Consider the following 15,633-nt stretch of genomic DNA (forward strand, 5'->3'; position numbering starts at 1 on the left):
CTGGTGTGTGGTGTCTTCCGCCCGGCCTGCGGCTGAGCCATCATGATCGGCCGTCAGCCGATGCCGTATGCAAAGAGGTGACGCCCATGGCCGGACTCCGCGCGGGGCAGGGGATTCTGCGCCGCAAACCGATCGAGCACATCGAAGAGGGCGAGGCGGCGGAACGCCTCACCAGGACACTGGGCCTGTGGCAGCTCACCGCCATCGGCGTGGGCGGCATCATCGGCGCGGGCATCTTCACCCTCGCCGGCACCGTCGCCAACGGCACGGCCGGTCCGGCGGTGCTGATCTCGTTCCTCATCGCGGGGGTGGCGAGCGCGGCCGCCGCGTTCAGCTACGCCGAGTTCGCCGGGCTCATCCCGAAGGCGGGGTCGGCGTACACGTACGGCTACGCGGTCCTCGGCGAGATCGCCGGCTGGTTCATCGGCTGGGACCTGCTGCTGGAGTACACCGCCATCGTGTCGGTCGTCGCGATCGGCATCTCGGGCTACTTCACCTTCCTGCTGGACGAGGTGGGCGCGGAGCTGCCCGCCTGGATGCTGGGCGCTCCGGGCACGGGTGAGGGCCACAAGGTGGACCTCTTCGCCGCCCTGCTCTGCCTGCTGATCGCGTACCTGCTCACGCTCGGCATCAAGAACGCGGCCCGCGTCGAGACGGTCGTCGTGGTGCTGAAGGTGCTCGTGGTGCTCCTGGTGATCGTGGTCGGCTTCTTCCACATCACGACCACGCACTACAGCCCGTTCTTCCCGTTCGGGGTGAGCGGGGCGTTCACCGGGGCGGCGACCGTCTTCTTCGCGGTGTTCGGCTACGACGCGATGTCGACGGCGGCGGAGGAGTCCAAGGACGCCCAGCGCCACATGCCGAAGGCGATCGTGTACTCGCTCGCCGTCTCGATGGTGCTGTACGTGCTGGCCTGCCTGGTGCTCACCGGCATGCAGAAGTACTCCGAGATCGACAAGGAGAGCGGCTTCTCCACGGCGTTCCAGTCGGTGGGCCTCGACGCGCTCGCGGACGTCATCGCGGTGGGCGCGATCATCGGCATCCTCACCGTGATGTTCACGTTCATGCTGGGCGCCACCCGTGTGTGGTTCTCCATGTCCCGGGACGGGCTGCTGCCGCAGTGGTTCGCCAAGACGCACCCCACGCGCCACGTGCCGGTCCGGGTGACGTGGATCGTGGGCATCGCGTCGGCGCTGATCGCCGGGTTCCTGCCGATCAACGAGGCGGCCGAGCTGACCAACATCGGCATCCTGCTGGCCTTCGTGGTCGTGTGCATCGCCGTCATCGTGCTGCGCTACAAGCGGCCGGAGCTGCCGCGCACCTTCCGTACGCCCGGGATGCCGTTCGTGCCGGCGCTCGGTGTGGTGTTCTCGCTCTGGCTGATCACGTTCCTGCAGTGGCAGACCTGGGCGCGGTTCGCCGTCTGGTTCCTGCTGGGGCTGGTGGTGTACTTCGGCTACTCCTACCGCCGGTCCCACCTGGCCGGGAGCGAGGCCCGGACGGGGCAGGCGCCGCCGCCCGGGCCGGAGGCGTAACGCTACCTCCGCGTCACTTCCCCATCAGCAGGCCGTCCTTGTCCGCGCCTCGGCTGAGGACGGCCTGCCGGATCTCGTCGCGTACGGCGGTGAGGCTCTTCTCGCCCCGCTCGATCGCCGCGTTGACGTTGATCACCCGGCCCGTGGCGGTCTTGAACCAGTGCGGGAGGTACTCGGCCTTCTGGACCTCCCACCGGCCGCCGGGCTTCGCGGGCGGCGCGAAGGTGAAGCGGCCGATGGTGCCCTGGTTGCCGCGCGGGTCGAAGGCGCCCTGGTTGTTGATCATGTCACCGGCGATCTGGTCGCCCATGCCGTAGACCACCCACGTGCCGTTCACCTTCTCGTAGGCCTGCGGGGCGTGGACGTGTGTGCCGATGATGAGGTCGATGTCGGGCCGGCCGCCCGCGCCGGAGGCGGTGAGGGAGCGGGCGAGGCTCAGCTGCTGCTGGTCGACTTCCGTCTGCCACTCGGTGCCCCAGTGCATGCTCACCACGACGACGTCGGCGCCGGCCTCGCGGGCCGCCCGCGCGTCCGTGACGATCCTGTTCTCGTCGATGAGGTTGACCGCCCAGGACTGCTCCTGCGGCAGCGGGTCGGCGTTGGTGCCATAGGTGTAGGCGAGGTGGGCGACGGTGGCGCCGCCGGCCTTCAGCAGGGTGGGCCGGGCGGCCTCGTCGGCGGAGCGGGCGGACCCCGCGTGCCGGACGCCCGCCTTGTCGAGGGCGTCCAGGGTGCGGCGCAGGCCGTCGAGGCCGTCGTCCAGGGTGTGGTTGGAGGCGGTGGAGCAGGAGTCGTAGCCGGTCTCGCGCAGCGCGGTGGCGATCTGGGGCGGCGACTTGAAGGACGGGTAGCCGGTGTAGGGGCCGCCCTCGGGGCCGTACACCGTCTCCATGTGGCAGATGGCGAGGTCGGCCGCGGAGACGACGGGCTTGGCGCCGGAGAGCATCGGGCCGAAGTCGTATCCGCCGCCCGCGCCCGTAACGTTCGCGTCCGCCTGGGACTGGCGGATGATCGAGGCGTGCGGCAGGACGTCGCCGCTGGCGACGAGCGTGAAGCCGCGCCGCTCGGAGTGGGCGGCGGCGCCGCCGGCGGAGGACGGCACGGCTGCGGCCGACCGGTCGTGGGCCCCGTTCTCGTGCCGTGCCGCGGCGGGCGCGCCGGAGGGCTGTGCGCCCGCACAGCCCGCCGTCACGGAGAGTAGTACGGCGGTCGCGGCCACCGTCTTGCGTCGGATGCGTGGGCGGGTGCGCGGGGTGGTCATGGCGGTGGTCATGGCCGGGCTCCGTAGGGCTTCGGGTGGGGGTGCACCAGGTGCTGGCTCCCTGGAATCCCTACGGGATCCAGGAATCATTCAATCCTTTAAGTCGGAAAATCACACAAATTGCCTGAACCGGACCAAGGGCATCAACGCACCGCGGCCGACCGTTCGCCGCACCATTCGTCGCTCGGTGCGACCGCTCGTCGCAGATCGCGGTGCGCCGCCTGTCCCTCCGCGCCCGGATGCGTTCGGATACGGACCGAGCGACGCGGCACGGCGCGAAGGGATGTGAACGATGACGACGGCGACGGCGACGCCGACCACCGACGAGCGGACCCTGGCGGAGCTCCAGCGAGAGCACGGCAACGCGCTGCTGAACTTCCTGCTCGGCCTGACGTACGGTGACCGGCAGCGCGCCGAGGACCTGATGCAGGAGACGCTGGTCCGCGCCTGGCAGCACCCCGAGGCCTTCGAGGCGCCCTACGAGTCGATGCGGCCGTGGCTCTTCACGGTGGCACGGCGCCTCGCGATCGATGCCCGCCGCTCCCGTCTGGCCCGCCCCACCGAGATCGGCGACGGCGCGCTCGCCGCCACCCCCGACCCGGCCGACGCCACCGAGTCGGCGATGGCGGCCCTCGACGTCCGCGCCGCGGTACGGGAGCTGAGCCCGGAGCACCGCGCGGTGCTGGTCCGGATCTACTTCGACGGCCTGTCGGTGAAGGAGGCGGCGGCGGAGCTGGGCATACCGGCCGGGACGGTCAAGTCGCGCTCGCACTACGCGCTGCGGGCGCTCGGCCGGTGCCTGCCGGGCTACCCCGAACGCCCCTGACGGCCCTGGTTCCCCCCGGCCCCCGTGGGTCACGGCCGCGGCCGGAACGTATTCGAAACCACAGCACCGAGTTGGGCAAAAGCGCACCCCCGGCCGTGTCCCACGGTGGAGGCTCGTCGTCTGGAAACACGCACCGCGCACGCAAGAACGTCCGGAAGAAGGTGGGAACGTTGCGGCCCGAGAGCACGAACGGCACCGACGGGGGCGGGCTGGCGGTCCCCATGGCCTGGCTGTGTGCCGAGTACTTAGCCGATGAGCTGCTGCGCTCGGGCGGACTGGTCGCGCCCGGTTCGCTCGAATACCGGGCGGGCCGCCGGACGCTCGCGCTCACGTTCTACCTCTGCGACGGGGTCGCCGTGGTCTCCTCGGAGGCCGGGACGGAGGCCCGGCTGGACGAGTGGCTCGCGCTCACCGCGTACGGGCACCCCTGGGACACCTGGGTCCGCGAGCGGCTCGCCGCGCGGCGCGCGGCGGACGAGGAGCTCGCGCGCCCGCAGGACGCGGGGCTCGCGCTCGCGCACGAGACCTGGCGCCTGCTGGACTCCACGCAGCTGCTGGCCACGGACCTCGGCGCGCTGTCCGCCGCCCCGGCGGCCGGCCTCGCGGTGGACGAGTCGGCACGCGTGTGGCTGCCCGCCTGGCAGGTGGGCCTACCCCTCGGCCACCTGGCGCTGCGCCTGTACTGAGCGCGCGCCCGTGACCGTGCGCGTACGCGTGCGTCGGCGGCGATCGTATGCGATGCGCCGCACGCGGGCGCGGCACGTGGGTGTCGGCGCGGGTGTCAGTGCGGCTGGACGGGACGCGCCCGGACCCTCGCGGCGGGGTCCTGGTGGCCGCCGCTCGCCATCATCCGCACTTCGCCCTGGTCGCTGATCTCCGCCAGGACGATTCCCGTGTCGTCGGCGTACACCGGGTGCCCGCCGGCGCCGGTGCGGTCCGTGCGGTGCACCTCCACCACTGTGTCCTGCCCGAAGTCCAGCTCGTAGTGGTCATGGATGGGCATGGCTGCCTCCCGGTGGCTGCCTTCCGGTGGATACCTCCCGGTGGCTGCGATCGCGTGGAGCGGTCGCCGCCCTGCACCCGCGTCCCCAAAACGGGACTTTTCATACCTGGCCGGACATGGGTGGGGTGCGGTGCACACCCGCGTGATACTTCGGGACACGCACCGTCACCTTCATGCCCGCGCCCACGGCCGTCTCCACCACCAGCCCGTAGTCGTCCCCGTACACCTGGCGCAGCCGTTCGTCGACGTTGGACAGCCCGATGCCGGAGGACCGGGGGCGCTCGCCCGCGAGGATGGCCCGCAGGACGGCGGGGTCCATGCCGACGCCGTCGTCCTCGATCGTGACGACCGCCTCGGCGCCCGCGTCGCGCGCGGCGATGGTCACACGGCAGGTGGTGCGCGAGTCCTCCAGGCCGTGCTTGACGGCGTTCTCGACGAGCGGCTGGAGGCACAGGAACGGCAGCGTCACCGGCAGCACCTCCGGCGCCACCTGCAGGGTGACCTGGAGCCGGTCGCCGAAGCGGGCCCCGGCGAGCGCCAGGTACTGCTCGATGGAGCGCAGCTCGTCGGCGAGGTGGGTGAAGTCGCCGTGCCGCCGGAAGGAGTAGCGGGTGAAGTCGGCGAACTCCAGGAGGAGTTCGCGGGCGTGCTCGGGGTCGGTGCGGACGAACGAGGCGATGGCGGCGAGCGAATTGTAGATGAAGTGCGGGGAGATCTGGGCCCTCAGGGCACGGATCTCGGCCTCGATGAGCCGGGTGCGGGACAGGTCGAGCTCGGCCAGCTCCAGCTGTACGGAGACCCAGCGGGCCACCTCGGTCGCGGCCCGCACGAGTACGGCCGACTCGCGCGACCCGTACGCGACGAGGGCGCCGAGCACGCCCTCCTCGCCGGTGAGCGGGGCGAGGACGGCCCAGCGCAGCGGGCAGTCCAGGTCGCCGCAGTCGGTGCGCACGCTCTGGCTGCGGCCCGAGTCGAGGAGCTCGGCGACCCGTTCCATCACCTGGTCGCGGTGGTGGTCGGCGCCGGGCCCGTCCCAGGCGAGGACGGCGGTGCGGTCGGTGAGGCAGAGCGCCTCGGTGCCGAGCAGCGGCCGCAGGCGCCGGGCGGCCTTGCGGGCGGTGTCCTCGGTGAGCCCGGCGCGCAGCGGCGGTGCGGCGAGGGACGCGGTGTGCAGGGTGTGGAAGGTGGCGCGTTCGACGGGGGTGCCGAGGTCGAGGACGTCCCGCCCGGCGCGGCGGGCGGTGAGCCGGCCGAGCGCGAATCCGGCGGCGAGGAGCACGGCCCCGGCGGCGGTGAGGGCGGCGAGCAGGGTCCCGGGGGTACCGCTCATCGCTCGGCCCCCTCGCGGTCGGGGCGGCCGACGAGCCCCTCCGGCAGGTGGAGCCGGGCCAGGATCGCCGGCGTCCCGGCGGGCACGTGGCGGGGCGTCGCCAGGGAGACGCCCACCATGGTGAGGAAGCCGAGCGGCACGGACCAGACGGCGGGCCAGGCCATCAGGGTGTGCGGCCAGCCCTCGGGGGCCAGGCCCGCCCGGGTGGCCATGACGGCGGTGAGCGCGGCCCCGCCGCCGGTGACGAGCCCCGCCATGGCGCCGGGCGGGGTGAGCCGCCGCCACCAGATGCCGAGCACCAGCAGCGGGCAGAGCGACGACGCCGACACCGCGAACGCCAGGCCCACCGCGTCCGCCACCGGCACCTTCGTCGCCACCAGGCTCAGCCCCAGCGGTACGGCCATGGCGAGCGGTGCGGCGAGCCGGAAGTGGCGTACGCCGCGTGAGGGGAGCACGTCCTGGCCGAGCACCCCGGCCACCGACATGGTCAGCCCGGAGGCCGTCGACAGGAACGCCGCGAAGGCCCCGCCCGCGAGCAGCGCGCCGAGCAGGTCCCCGGTGAGCCCGCCCACCACCCGGTCGGGCAGCACGAGGACGGCGGCGTCCGCGGCGCCGGTCAGCGCGAGCTCGGGCGCGTAGATCCGGCCGAGCGCGCCGTAGACGGGCGGCAGGAGGTAGAACACGCCGATCAGGCCGAGGACGACGAGGGTGGTGCGGCGCGCGGCGCGGCCGTGGGGGCTGGTGTAGAAGCGGACGGCGACGTGGGGCAGGCCCATGGTCCCGAGGAAGGTGGCGAGGATCAGCCCGTACGTGGCGTACAGCTGCCGCCCGTCGGGCTGGCCGCCGTCGCGCCCCCCGGCCAGGGGCTGCGACCAGCCGAGGGGGTCGGTCCCGGTGGCGGCGCGCTCGGGGACGCGGGCGCCCGCGGGGAAGCCGAGCGTGGTGCCGGCCTCGACGTGGTGGGTGCCCTCGGTGAGGGTGACGCGGCCGCCGTCGTACGCGACCCGGTCGACGCGGCCGGAGACGGTGAGGGTGAGCGGGGCGTCGACGTCGATGCGTACGGTGTCGTCGACGCGGACCTGCGTGTGCTCCCGGAAGACGGCGGGCGCGTCGAAGCGGGCGCGCGGGGCGTCGTCGCCGAGCCAGGCCGTGACGAGGAAGAGGGCGGGCACCAGCAGGGCGGTGAGCTTGAGCCAGTACTGGAACGCCTGGACGAAGGTGATGCTGCGCATGCCCCCCGCCGCCACGGCTCCGGTGACGACGACGGCGACGACGAGCCCGCCGACCCACTCGGGCGCCCCGGTGAGGATCTCCAGCGTCAGCCCGGCGCCCTGGAGTTGCGGCAGCAGGTACAGCCAGCCGATGCCGACGACGAGGAGGCTGGCGAGCCGCCGGGCGCGCGGCGACTCCAGCCGGGCCTCGGCGAAGTCGGAGAGGGTGTACGCGCCCGAGCGGCGCAGCGGGGCCGCGACGAGGACCAGCAGGACCAGGTACCCGGCGGTGTAGCCGACCGGGTACCAGAGCATGTCGGGGCCCTGGAGCAGGACGAGCCCGGCGACGCCGAGGAACGAGGCGGCGGAGAGGTATTCGCCGCTGATGGCGGCGGCGTTGAGGCCCGGGCGCACGGTGCGCGAGGCGACGTAGAAGTCGGAGGTGGTGCGGGAGATGCGCAGGCCGAGGGAGCCGATGAGCACGGTGGCGAGGACGACGGTGGTGACGGCGGCCACCGCGTAGGTCTGGTTCACCGCCCTTCCAACCGGCCTTCCAGCAGCCCGGTGAAGTCGCGTTCGTTGCGCTCAGCGCGGCGCACGTACCAGTGGGCGACGAGCCACATGACGGGGTGGACGCCGACGCCGAGGGCGGCCCAGACGAAGGGCGCGGGCGACGGCGCGGTGGAGTCGAGGGCCTGGGGCAGCGCGAACAGCAGCGGCAGGGTGCCGACGACCAGGGCGAGGGTGGCGAGCGCCGACAGCGCGGCGCGCAGCTGGCTGCGCATCAGGGAGCGTACGTAGGTGTGGCCGAGGGAGGTCTGCTCGCTGATCTCGGAGCGGGCCGGGGCGTGACCGGGCGGGCGGGGCGGCCTTCGGGCGGAGCGCGGCACGCCGGTCACGGTCTCGCGGCGCGGGCGGCGCGCGGTGGGCTGCTCTGCGGGCATCGTCGTCCGGGGCTGGTGGGTCGGGGGCAGGGGTTGTGGAGTCTACGCAGCAGGTCCGGCCCGGGGTAGGGGGTTTCAGCCCCGGACGCGCCGCATCAGCAGCTCGCGCAGCTGGCGGGCGTGGCGGCGGCTGACCGCGAGCTCCGCGCTGCCGACGCGCACGGTGGTCGCCCCGGCGTCGAGGCGCAGTTCGTCGATGCGGCCGAGCGCGACGAGGTGGCTGCGGTGGATCCGTACGAAGCCGCGCTCCGCCCACCGCTCCTCCAGCGTGGACAGCGGGATGCGCACGAGGTGGCTGCCCTCGTCGGTGTGCAGGCGCGCGTAGTCGCCCTGCGCCTCGACGTAGGCGATGGCGTCGACCGGTACGAAGCGGGTGACGCCGCCGAGTTCGACCGGTATCTGCTCCGGGGCTGCGGCGACGCCCGGCCGGTCGGCGGGGGCGGTGAGGTCGGCGACGCGGCGTACGGCTTCGGCGAGGCGCTCCGTGCGGACCGGCTTGAGGACGTAGTCGACCGCCTTGAGGTCGAACGCCTGGACGGCGAAGCCCTCGTGGGCGGTGACGAACACGATCAGCGGCGGCCGGGCGAAGCCGGCCAGCAGCCGGGCGACGTCGAGGCCGGTGAGCCCGGCCATGTGGATGTCGAGGAAGACGACGTCGATGGCCTCCTCCCCGCCGGGCCCCGCCTCCAGGGCCCGGCCGATGCGGCGCAGGGCCTCGGTCGCGTCGGTGGCGCCTTCCGCACTGCGCACCCGGGGGTCGCGGCGGAGCAGGTAGAGCAGCTCCTCGAGGGCGGGCTTCTCGTCGTCGACGGCCAGTACGCGCAGCATGGTGCGGAGTGTAGGCGCGGGGTGATTGAGCGAGAAGCCGCTCGTCTGCGTACTCGTTCACGACGGCACAGCGGGACGATCCCGGCACCGACGGGACGCTGACGAACGACGACGATACGGGGAATGGGGCACAGCCATGGGTCTGCGGGAGCGGCACCACGATGCCGCCGATGCCGCCGATGTCGCCGCCTATGCGCTGGGCGTGCTGGAACCGGCGGACGCGCTGCGCTGCGAGGAGCACCTCGCGGCGTGCGTGCCCTGCGCCATGCGGCTGGCGGACCTCACCGGGACGGTGGCGGCGCTGGCGCAGCTGGCCGGCCGGGAGCCGCCGAGGCCGGGACGGGTGGCGGGACGGGTGGCGGGCCCGGGGCAGGGCCGGGGGCCGGGGCGGAGGACGCGGCGCGGGCGGGGGCACCGGCGCGGCGCCGCGCGGCTTCCGCGGGTACGCCGGTGGCGCGGGCGCCTGGTCGCGGCGGCCGCGGCACTCGCGGTCGGCGTGCCCGGAGCCGCCCTCCTCGTGGCCGGCGACGAGCCGGCGTCACCGGGGCGGGCCGCGGTCGCGGCGACCGACCCGGCCACCGGGGTGACGGCGGCGCTGGCGCTGCGGGACCGGGCGTGGGGCACGGAGCTGGCCGTGCGGGTGGCGGGGGTGCGGGGGCCCCGCGTCTGCGACCTGGTGGCGGTGGGGAGGGACGGGCGGGAGTGGCCGGTGATGAGCTGGGCGACGCCCGTGGACGGTCACGAGGACGGTGACGAGCCCGTCATCGAGGGCGGTACGGCGCTGCGGCGCGACGAGATCGCCCGGCTGGAGGTGCGCGACCGCGAGGGGCGGCGGCTGGTGTCGGTGCTGCCGTAGACCTACTTCAGCAGGCGGGACAGGCGGCGGTCGGCGAGCGGCTTGCCGCCGGTCTGGCAGGTGGCGCAGTACTGCAGCGAGGAGTCGCTGAAGGAGACCTCGCGGATGGTGTCGCCGCAGACCGGGCAGGGCTCCCCGGTGCGGCCGTGGACGCGCAGCCCGCTCTTCTTCTCCGCCTTGAGCCGCCCGGCGGCCAGCCCGTGCGAGCGCTCCACCGCCTCCCGCAGGGTTGCGCGCATCGCCTCGTACAGCGCGGTCGTCTCCTCCTGCGTGAGGTTCCGGACGGGCTTGAAGGGCGACATGCGGGCGGCGTGGAGGATCTCGTCGCTGTAGGCGTTGCCGATCCCGGCGATGAGGCTCTGGTCGCGCAGCGCGCCTTTGATCTGGCGCCGTTCCCCGGCGAGGAGCGCCGCGAAGGCGTCCCGGTCGAAGTCGTCGGCGAGCGGGTCGGGGCCGAGGCGGGCGACACCGTCCACCGCGGCCGGATCGCGTACGAGGTGGACGGCGAGGCGCTTGGTGGTGCCGGCCTCGGTGAGGTCGAAGCCGTCACCGCCGGTGAGCGCGACGCGCAGCGCCAGCGGCCCCTTGCCGGGGCGGGGCGGGCCGGAGGGCAGGACGTCCCGCCACTGCAGCCAGCCGGCGCGGGCGAGGTGGATCACCAGGTGCAGCTCTCCGGCCGGCCCGGCCGTCGCGATGTCGAGGAACTTCCCGTGCCGCGCCACGCCGGTGACCTCGCCGCCGTCGAGGGCGCCGAGCGGCGGGTCGTACGTCTTCAGCACGCTGATGGCGACGGGCAGGGCGCGGGCGATCTCCTTGCCGACGAGGTGCTCGTCGAGGAACTCGCGCAGCGCTTCGACCTCGGGCAGTTCGGGCATGGTTCCAGCTTGCCTCAGGACCCGGAGGAACGGTCGGTGGCCTTGACCAGCGCGGCGAGTTCGGTGTGCAGGGCGTGCGCGATGCGGTCCAGGTCGGGCAGGGCCCGGCCGTCGGCGACGAGTCCGGTGTGGACGCGTCCGCCGTACGGCGACATGGCGATGGCGAGGGCCTGGCCGCGGGCGAGCGGGGCCATCGGGTACAGGGCGCGCAGCGGGCTGCCGGCGAGGGAGAGCGTGGAGCGGGGCAGGGGCACGTTGGTCACCAGGAGGTCGAACAGCATGCGGGCCGCGCCCCCGGCCAGCGGTGTGCCGAAGCGGTGGGCGAGCGGCGGCAGTTGGTCGGCGAGTACGGCGACGGCCCCGGGCCCGCGCGAGGGCCCGGCCGCCTTGTTGCGGTCCATGCCGCGGCGTACGGCGGCGAGGCGGCTCAGCGGGTCGGGGTCGCCGAGGGGCAGGTCGAGGAGGTACGCGGAGAACCTGTTGCCGCAGTCGGGCGGCGAGCCGGAACCGGAACCTGCACGGACACCGGGCCTGCGCCGCGAGACGGGCACCAGCGCGCACGGGTCGGCGGCGGGGAGCGGGTCGCCGCGCTCCAGGAGCCAGTGGCGCAGCGCGCCGGCGACCACGGCGAGCAGTACGTCGTTGGCGGTGCCGCCGGTCACCCGGCGTACCCGGCGCACCTCCTCCAGGTCCAGTTCGGCGGTGGCCAGGCGCCGTGTGCCGCTGGTTTCCGCGGCCAGCGCCGGGGTCCCGTGGGGGTCGTGGCGGCCGGCCCGTACGGCGGAGGCGCCCAGGACGGAGGCGCCGACGCCGAGGGCGCGGCCGAGCTCCTCGGCCCGGCCGCGAACGGCGCCCGCGACACCGGCCACGTGCCAGGGGCCGGGGAGCCACGAGCGGGGCGTCGCCGGGCGCGGACGGCGGACGGTGGTGGTGGTGGTGGTGGTGCGGGGCCGTGCGTCGGCGATCTCGTCGAAGATCCCGGCGCCGATGGCGACGGCGCGCATGCCGTCGGCGAGGGCGTGGTGGAGTTTGACGAGTACGGCGAAGGGCCCACCGGGGGTCCCGGTCAGCAGGTACATCTCCCACGGCGGCAGCTCGCGGGCGAGCGGGCGCTCCATCAGCTCCCCGGCGAGCCGCGTGGCGGCGGCGGCGAAGTCGCCGTCCTGGTCCTGGGGGAGCCGGACGTGGCGTACGTGCCGGTGGACGTCGAAGGTCTCGTCCACGCTCCAGCGGGCGCCGCCGACCGGCAGCAGGACGTCCCGCACCCGCATCCGCAGGCGCGGGATGGCGGCGGCGCGCTCGGCGAGCAGCGCGAGCACGGACGCGGCGTCACCGGCCGCGGCGCCCGGCGCGGAGTCGGGCGCCTCACCCGGTGCGGGGTCGAAGCGGGCCAGCGCACCGAGGTGCATGGGGTGGCCGGCCGATTCGAGATGCCAGAAGGCCAGATCGAGAGGTGCCAGCAGATCGCTGCTCAAGGAATCCCCAGGTCGTCGAGGGCGGGGCCACGGAACGGCAGTCAATCGCCTTCGGTCGGTTACCGTCAAGCACGATCGCTCTACAGACAGTTAACAAATCATGTCGGTCGGGTTTCCGCTATGACGGAAGACCTGTGCACCTCCGGCCGTTCCGCCACACCGAACTCGCACCACACGCACTTGCCGCCGCCGCGGGACTCCACGCCCCAGACGTCGGCGAGCCGGTCCACCAGCAGCAGGCCCCGGCCGGATACCCCGGAGTCCCCCGCCTCCCGACGGCGCGGCAGCACGCTGGAGCGGTCCTCCACCTCGACCCGCAGCCGCCGCTCGTGGCCGGCCAGCATCCGCAGGGTGACGATCGCGCCGCCGTCGGTGTGGAGCAGCGCGTTGGTGATCAGCTCGTCGGCGACGAGCTCGACCTCGTCGGCCCGCTCCGCCGCGCCCCAGGCGCGCACCGCCGCCCGGATCATGTGGCGGGCCGAGCGCAGCGCCTCGGGATCGCTCTGCCCGACGTGCTGCTGGAGCCGTCCGCCGGCCTGCGGGGTGTAGCCGCCCCTGCGGCGCAGCAGCAGGACTGCCACGTCGTCGTCGCCGCCGCGCTCGTCGACCACGTCGCACAGGTGGTCGGCGAGCAGCTGGAGGTCGTCCGGACCCTGCCGTACGACCGAGGTCAGCCACTGCATGCCCTCGTCGAGATCGGAACCGGGCTGCTCGACGAGCCCGTCCGTGTACAGCAGCAGGGCCTGGCCCGGGTCCAGCTCCAGGATGGAGACGGGGTAGTCCAGCCGCCCGAACTCCGCCGAGAGGCCCAGCGGCATACCCCCCTGGACGGGCACCCGGCGGCAGCTGCCGTCGGTGTCCCTCAGCAGCGGGTCGACGTGGCCCGCCCGCACGATCTGCACCACGCCCGTCGCCAGGTCCGCCTCCAGGTAGGTGCAGGTGGCGAAGCGGTCGGTGTCCAGCTCGTGCAGGAAGACCGAGGCCCGCGCCATCACGGTGGCGGGGGTGTGCCCCTCGGCCGCGTACGCGCGCAGCACGATGCGCAGCTGCCCCATCACGGCGGCCGCGTGCGTGTCGTGCCCCTGTACGTCACCGATGACGGCGCCCACGCGGCCGCCGGGCAGGGGGATGACGTCGTACCAGTCGCCGCCGATGTCCCGGCCGAGCCGGGCGGAGCGGTAGCGGACGGCGATGTGCGCCCCGGCCACCTGGGGGATCCGGCGCGGCAGCATCGCCTGCTGGAGGCCCTCGGCGAGGTCGTGCTCCTGCTCGAAGAGCATGGCGCGCTGGAGGCTCTGGGCGATGCTGCTGCCGAGTGCGACCAGGACGTTGCGGTCCTCGGAGGAGAAGCCGTACTTGTCGCTGTAGAGCAGCCCGAGCGCGCCGATGGGCCGGGCCTGGGCGATGAGCGGCAGATAGGCGGCGGAGGTGATGCCGAGGCCGCTGATGTGCGGCCAGAGGATGGGGTACGAGTCGGCGAAGTCCTCGGGGGACTCGATGAACCGCGGCGCGAGGGTGCGGATCACCTCGCTCATCGGGTACTGCTCCTCCACCCGGGTGTACCGGGTTCCCGGCACGAAGGAGCCGTCCGGACCGTCGGCGACCAGGTGGATGCGTCCCGACTCCAGCAGGCCCATGACGACGCTGGTCGCACCGAGGTGTTCGAGGCCGTGCGAGTCGCGCAGGACGTCGATGACGTCCTGGACGGTGCGGGCGTGCGCGAGGGCCGCGGTGGTGGACTCCACGACGCTGGTCTGGCGGCGCCGCTCGGCGTCCACCTCGATGCGCGCGGTGGACTCGGTCAGTTCCTGCGTGGCGTCCCGGACGATGCCGATGATGCGGCGCGGGCGGCCGGTCTCGTCGCGCCGGATGAAGCCCTGGGTGTGCGTCCAGCGGAGGTTGCCCTCGCGGTCGCGGATGCGGAAGTACGCGCCGTAGTGGCTGCTGCCGCTCTTCAGCGCCTGGGTCACCATGCCGTCGAGGCGGATCGCCTCGCTCGGTGGGACGCGCGGGGCGAGGCTCTCGGGCCGTCCGTCGTACTCGTCGGCGTGCACCTGGAACACGCCGAGGGCGGCCTGGTCAAGGTGCATCAGCCCGGTGTCCAGGTCCCAGTCGAAACTGCCCATGCGGTTGAGGGACAGACTCAGATCCGGGCGGGCGGGCCAGTCCTCGGGAAGCGACAGGGCATCCGCTGCCGGATCAACCATGGGGCCACTCTGCCATCATTTGTCGGCTTTTTCGACCGCGCGCGAGAGCGTGGGGAGCGTTCACGAAGGCCGTCAGCCCTCGTGGGGCTCCGGCTCGACGGCCGCGTTGTCCGGCCCCATGAGGTGGCTCTGGTCCTGGTCCGCCTCCTGGCCCTGTACGCCTTCGTCTTCGCCGGCGTCCTGGGGGGCGCCGCCGCCGGCCTGGAACTCGGTCTCGGCTTCGGCCTCGGCCTCCGGCTCCGGCTCCGGCTCCGGGCCCGGGTCGAGGGGTTCGGGCGCCGCGGGCTGCGGCGCGGCGGGCTCGGGGGCCGGAGGCTGCGGCGCGGCGGGCTCGGGGGCCGGGGGCTGCGGCGCGGCGGGCTGTGGCGCGGCGGACGGAGAGGTGGCCGATTCGGGGGAGCGCGCGGCCGCGAGGACGCTTTCGTCGGTCACGATGCGGTCCTGCTCTCCCTCGGTGCCGGCCTTGCGCTCGATCAGCGTGTTGCTGACGACACTGACGATGAACAGGCTGTCCACGACGTGATGGGTGGCGTTGACCGTCACGACCCGTCCGGGGTCGAAGCCGGGCCAGGGCTGCCCCTTGTGCTCGACCGCGCCCTCCTCGGGGACCGGCGAGCGCAGCGGGCTGCCGGAGGCGCAGCGCACGCGCGGCGCACCGTACTCGTCCACCAGGACGGCGGTTCCGGCCTGGAGGACGGCCTGGAAGTCGGCGGCCGAGCCGTCGCGGTAACCGTGTCCGGTGACGCGGGTGTCGGACCGCAGCACCACGGGCGTGAGGCCGTCCAGCCAGTCGGCGAGCCGGGTGTGGGCGACGCCGGCGGCCTGGGCGAAGGCGGCCGCCTTGGCGTCGTCGGAGGTGAGGAGGCGGGTCTGGCGGGCCACGTCGCAACTGGCGACCGAGCGCGCGCCGCCGTACAGGCCGGGGGTGGCGCCGGAGACGATGCCGGTCGCCGGTGCGGTGCCGGGCTCGGCCGACGGCGGGGAGCCGGGCGCGTCGGGTGAGGGCCTGACCGTGGAGGGGGTGAACGGGGCGGGGCCGTGGGCGGAAACGGCCTGGAGCAGCACCTCGCCCGGCCCGGGAAGACCCTCCACCGCTCCGCCGCCACGGGGTTTGCCGCCGTCGCCGTCGCCTCCGCAGCCGGTGGCCAGCACTCCAGCGGTGACGGTGGATGCGGCGAGCGTGGCGAGCGCGCCGTACCGGCGACGACGTGGGGTGGTACGCACGGAGGCCCTCCCGCCTTTCAACACTCGCTTCAGTCTTGCTTGCCCGGGTTGCCCCGGT

The 15,633-nt window shown here is 74.0% G+C and carries 14 protein-coding genes; 4 read left to right on the forward strand and 10 right to left on the reverse strand.

Annotation, left to right across the window (positions count from 1 at the left end):
- The first annotated feature begins 86 nt into the window (after positions 1-86).
- Complete coding sequence (locus AB0A69_RS25900; protein ID WP_361426626.1) at positions 87-1,535, forward strand: amino acid permease; 1,449 nt, start codon at positions 87-89, stop codon at positions 1,533-1,535.
- A 13-nt stretch (positions 1,536-1,548) separates the two neighbouring features.
- Here AB0A69_RS25900 and AB0A69_RS25905 read toward each other — a convergent pair whose 3' ends face one another.
- Positions 1,549-2,808, reverse strand: coding sequence for a CapA family protein (locus AB0A69_RS25905; RefSeq protein ID WP_361426629.1), 1,260 nt, complete (start codon positions 2,806-2,808; stop codon positions 1,549-1,551).
- A 280-nt stretch (positions 2,809-3,088) separates the two neighbouring features.
- On the opposite strand from AB0A69_RS25905, the gene AB0A69_RS25910 reads away from it, so the two are divergent.
- Positions 3,089-3,622, forward strand: a complete 534-nt coding sequence (locus AB0A69_RS25910; RefSeq protein WP_361426631.1) for a sigma-70 family RNA polymerase sigma factor — start codon at positions 3,089-3,091, stop codon at positions 3,620-3,622.
- Between the two features lie 170 nt (positions 3,623-3,792).
- Positions 3,793-4,308 carry a hypothetical protein gene (locus tag AB0A69_RS25915; protein WP_361426634.1) on the forward strand — a complete coding sequence of 172 codons (516 nt, stop codon included), beginning with the start codon at positions 3,793-3,795 and terminating at the stop codon, positions 4,306-4,308.
- Between the two features lie 95 nt (positions 4,309-4,403).
- Here the strand turns inward: AB0A69_RS25915 and AB0A69_RS25920 are convergent, their stop codons facing one another.
- The 5 genes from AB0A69_RS25920 to AB0A69_RS25940 all read right to left on the reverse strand — a co-directional run bounded on the left by AB0A69_RS25920 (position 4,404) and on the right by AB0A69_RS25940 (position 8,938).
- Positions 4,404-4,625 (reverse strand): DUF6296 family protein, encoded by a 222-nt coding sequence (locus AB0A69_RS25920; protein WP_361426635.1) that lies wholly within the window; start codon positions 4,623-4,625, stop codon positions 4,404-4,406.
- Positions 4,626-4,725: 100 nt separating this feature from the next.
- Positions 4,726-5,955, reverse strand: coding sequence for a histidine kinase (locus AB0A69_RS25925; RefSeq protein WP_361426637.1), 1,230 nt, complete (start codon positions 5,953-5,955; stop codon positions 4,726-4,728).
- Positions 5,952-7,700 (reverse strand): cation acetate symporter, encoded by a 1,749-nt coding sequence (locus AB0A69_RS25930; protein ID WP_361426640.1) that lies wholly within the window; start codon positions 7,698-7,700, stop codon positions 5,952-5,954. Before AB0A69_RS25930 ends, AB0A69_RS25925 begins: the two co-directional genes overlap by 4 nt.
- Positions 7,697-8,110 carry a hypothetical protein gene (locus AB0A69_RS25935; protein ID WP_361426643.1) on the reverse strand — a complete coding sequence of 138 codons (414 nt, stop codon included), beginning with the start codon at positions 8,108-8,110 and terminating at the stop codon, positions 7,697-7,699. The genes AB0A69_RS25930 and AB0A69_RS25935 overlap by 4 nt, the downstream gene beginning before the upstream one ends.
- A 75-nt stretch (positions 8,111-8,185) precedes the next feature.
- Complete coding sequence (locus AB0A69_RS25940; protein WP_361426646.1) at positions 8,186-8,938, reverse strand: LytTR family DNA-binding domain-containing protein; 753 nt, start codon at positions 8,936-8,938, stop codon at positions 8,186-8,188.
- Between the two features lie 136 nt (positions 8,939-9,074).
- Between AB0A69_RS25940 and AB0A69_RS25945 the strand changes: the two genes are divergently transcribed.
- Complete coding sequence (locus tag AB0A69_RS25945) at positions 9,075-9,794, forward strand: zf-HC2 domain-containing protein (RefSeq protein WP_361426649.1); 720 nt, start codon at positions 9,075-9,077, stop codon at positions 9,792-9,794.
- Between the two features lie 2 nt (positions 9,795-9,796).
- Here AB0A69_RS25945 and AB0A69_RS25950 read toward each other — a convergent pair whose 3' ends face one another.
- The 4 genes from AB0A69_RS25950 to AB0A69_RS25965 form a co-directional block, all read right to left on the reverse strand.
- Complete coding sequence (locus AB0A69_RS25950) at positions 9,797-10,669, reverse strand: DNA-formamidopyrimidine glycosylase family protein (protein ID WP_361426652.1); 873 nt, start codon at positions 10,667-10,669, stop codon at positions 9,797-9,799.
- A gap of 14 nt (positions 10,670-10,683) precedes the next feature.
- Positions 10,684-12,144, reverse strand: coding sequence for a wax ester/triacylglycerol synthase family O-acyltransferase (locus tag AB0A69_RS25955; protein WP_361426655.1), 1,461 nt, complete (start codon positions 12,142-12,144; stop codon positions 10,684-10,686).
- 98 nt (positions 12,145-12,242) lie between these two features.
- The gene (locus AB0A69_RS25960; protein ID WP_361426658.1) at positions 12,243-14,351 is read right to left on the reverse strand and encodes a SpoIIE family protein phosphatase; all 2,109 of its coding nucleotides are present in this window, start codon (positions 14,349-14,351) and stop codon (positions 12,243-12,245) included.
- A gap of 72 nt (positions 14,352-14,423) precedes the next feature.
- Entirely contained in the window at positions 14,424-15,575 is a 1,152-nt protein-coding gene (locus AB0A69_RS25965) for a DUF6777 domain-containing protein (RefSeq protein ID WP_361426661.1), read from the reverse strand.
- Positions 15,576-15,633 lie beyond the last annotated feature (58 nt).

This window comes from Streptomyces sp. NPDC045431 (assembly GCF_040646655.1).
GTDB lineage: Bacteria > Actinomycetota > Actinomycetes > Streptomycetales > Streptomycetaceae > Streptomyces.

Coding starts and splice junctions, on each gene's coding strand:
- AB0A69_RS25900 (WP_361426626.1), top strand. CDS start 87: ATGGCCGGACTCCGCGCGGGGCAGGGGATTCTGCGCCGCAAACCGATC.
- AB0A69_RS25905 (WP_361426629.1), bottom strand. CDS start 2,808: ATGACCACCGCCATGACCACCCCGCGCACCCGCCCACGCATCCGACGC.
- AB0A69_RS25910 (WP_361426631.1), top strand. CDS start 3,089: ATGACGACGGCGACGGCGACGCCGACCACCGACGAGCGGACCCTGGCG.
- AB0A69_RS25920 (WP_361426635.1), bottom strand. CDS start 4,625: ATGCCCATCCATGACCACTACGAGCTGGACTTCGGGCAGGACACAGTG.
- AB0A69_RS25925 (WP_361426637.1), bottom strand. CDS start 5,955: ATGAGCGGTACCCCCGGGACCCTGCTCGCCGCCCTCACCGCCGCCGGG.
- AB0A69_RS25935 (WP_361426643.1), bottom strand. CDS start 8,110: ATGCCCGCAGAGCAGCCCACCGCGCGCCGCCCGCGCCGCGAGACCGTG.
- AB0A69_RS25940 (WP_361426646.1), bottom strand. CDS start 8,938: ATGCTGCGCGTACTGGCCGTCGACGACGAGAAGCCCGCCCTCGAGGAG.
- AB0A69_RS25945 (WP_361426649.1), top strand. CDS start 9,075: ATGGGTCTGCGGGAGCGGCACCACGATGCCGCCGATGCCGCCGATGTC.
- AB0A69_RS25950 (WP_361426652.1), bottom strand. CDS start 10,669: ATGCCCGAACTGCCCGAGGTCGAAGCGCTGCGCGAGTTCCTCGACGAG.
- AB0A69_RS25960 (WP_361426658.1), bottom strand. CDS start 14,351: ATGGTTGATCCGGCAGCGGATGCCCTGTCGCTTCCCGAGGACTGGCCC.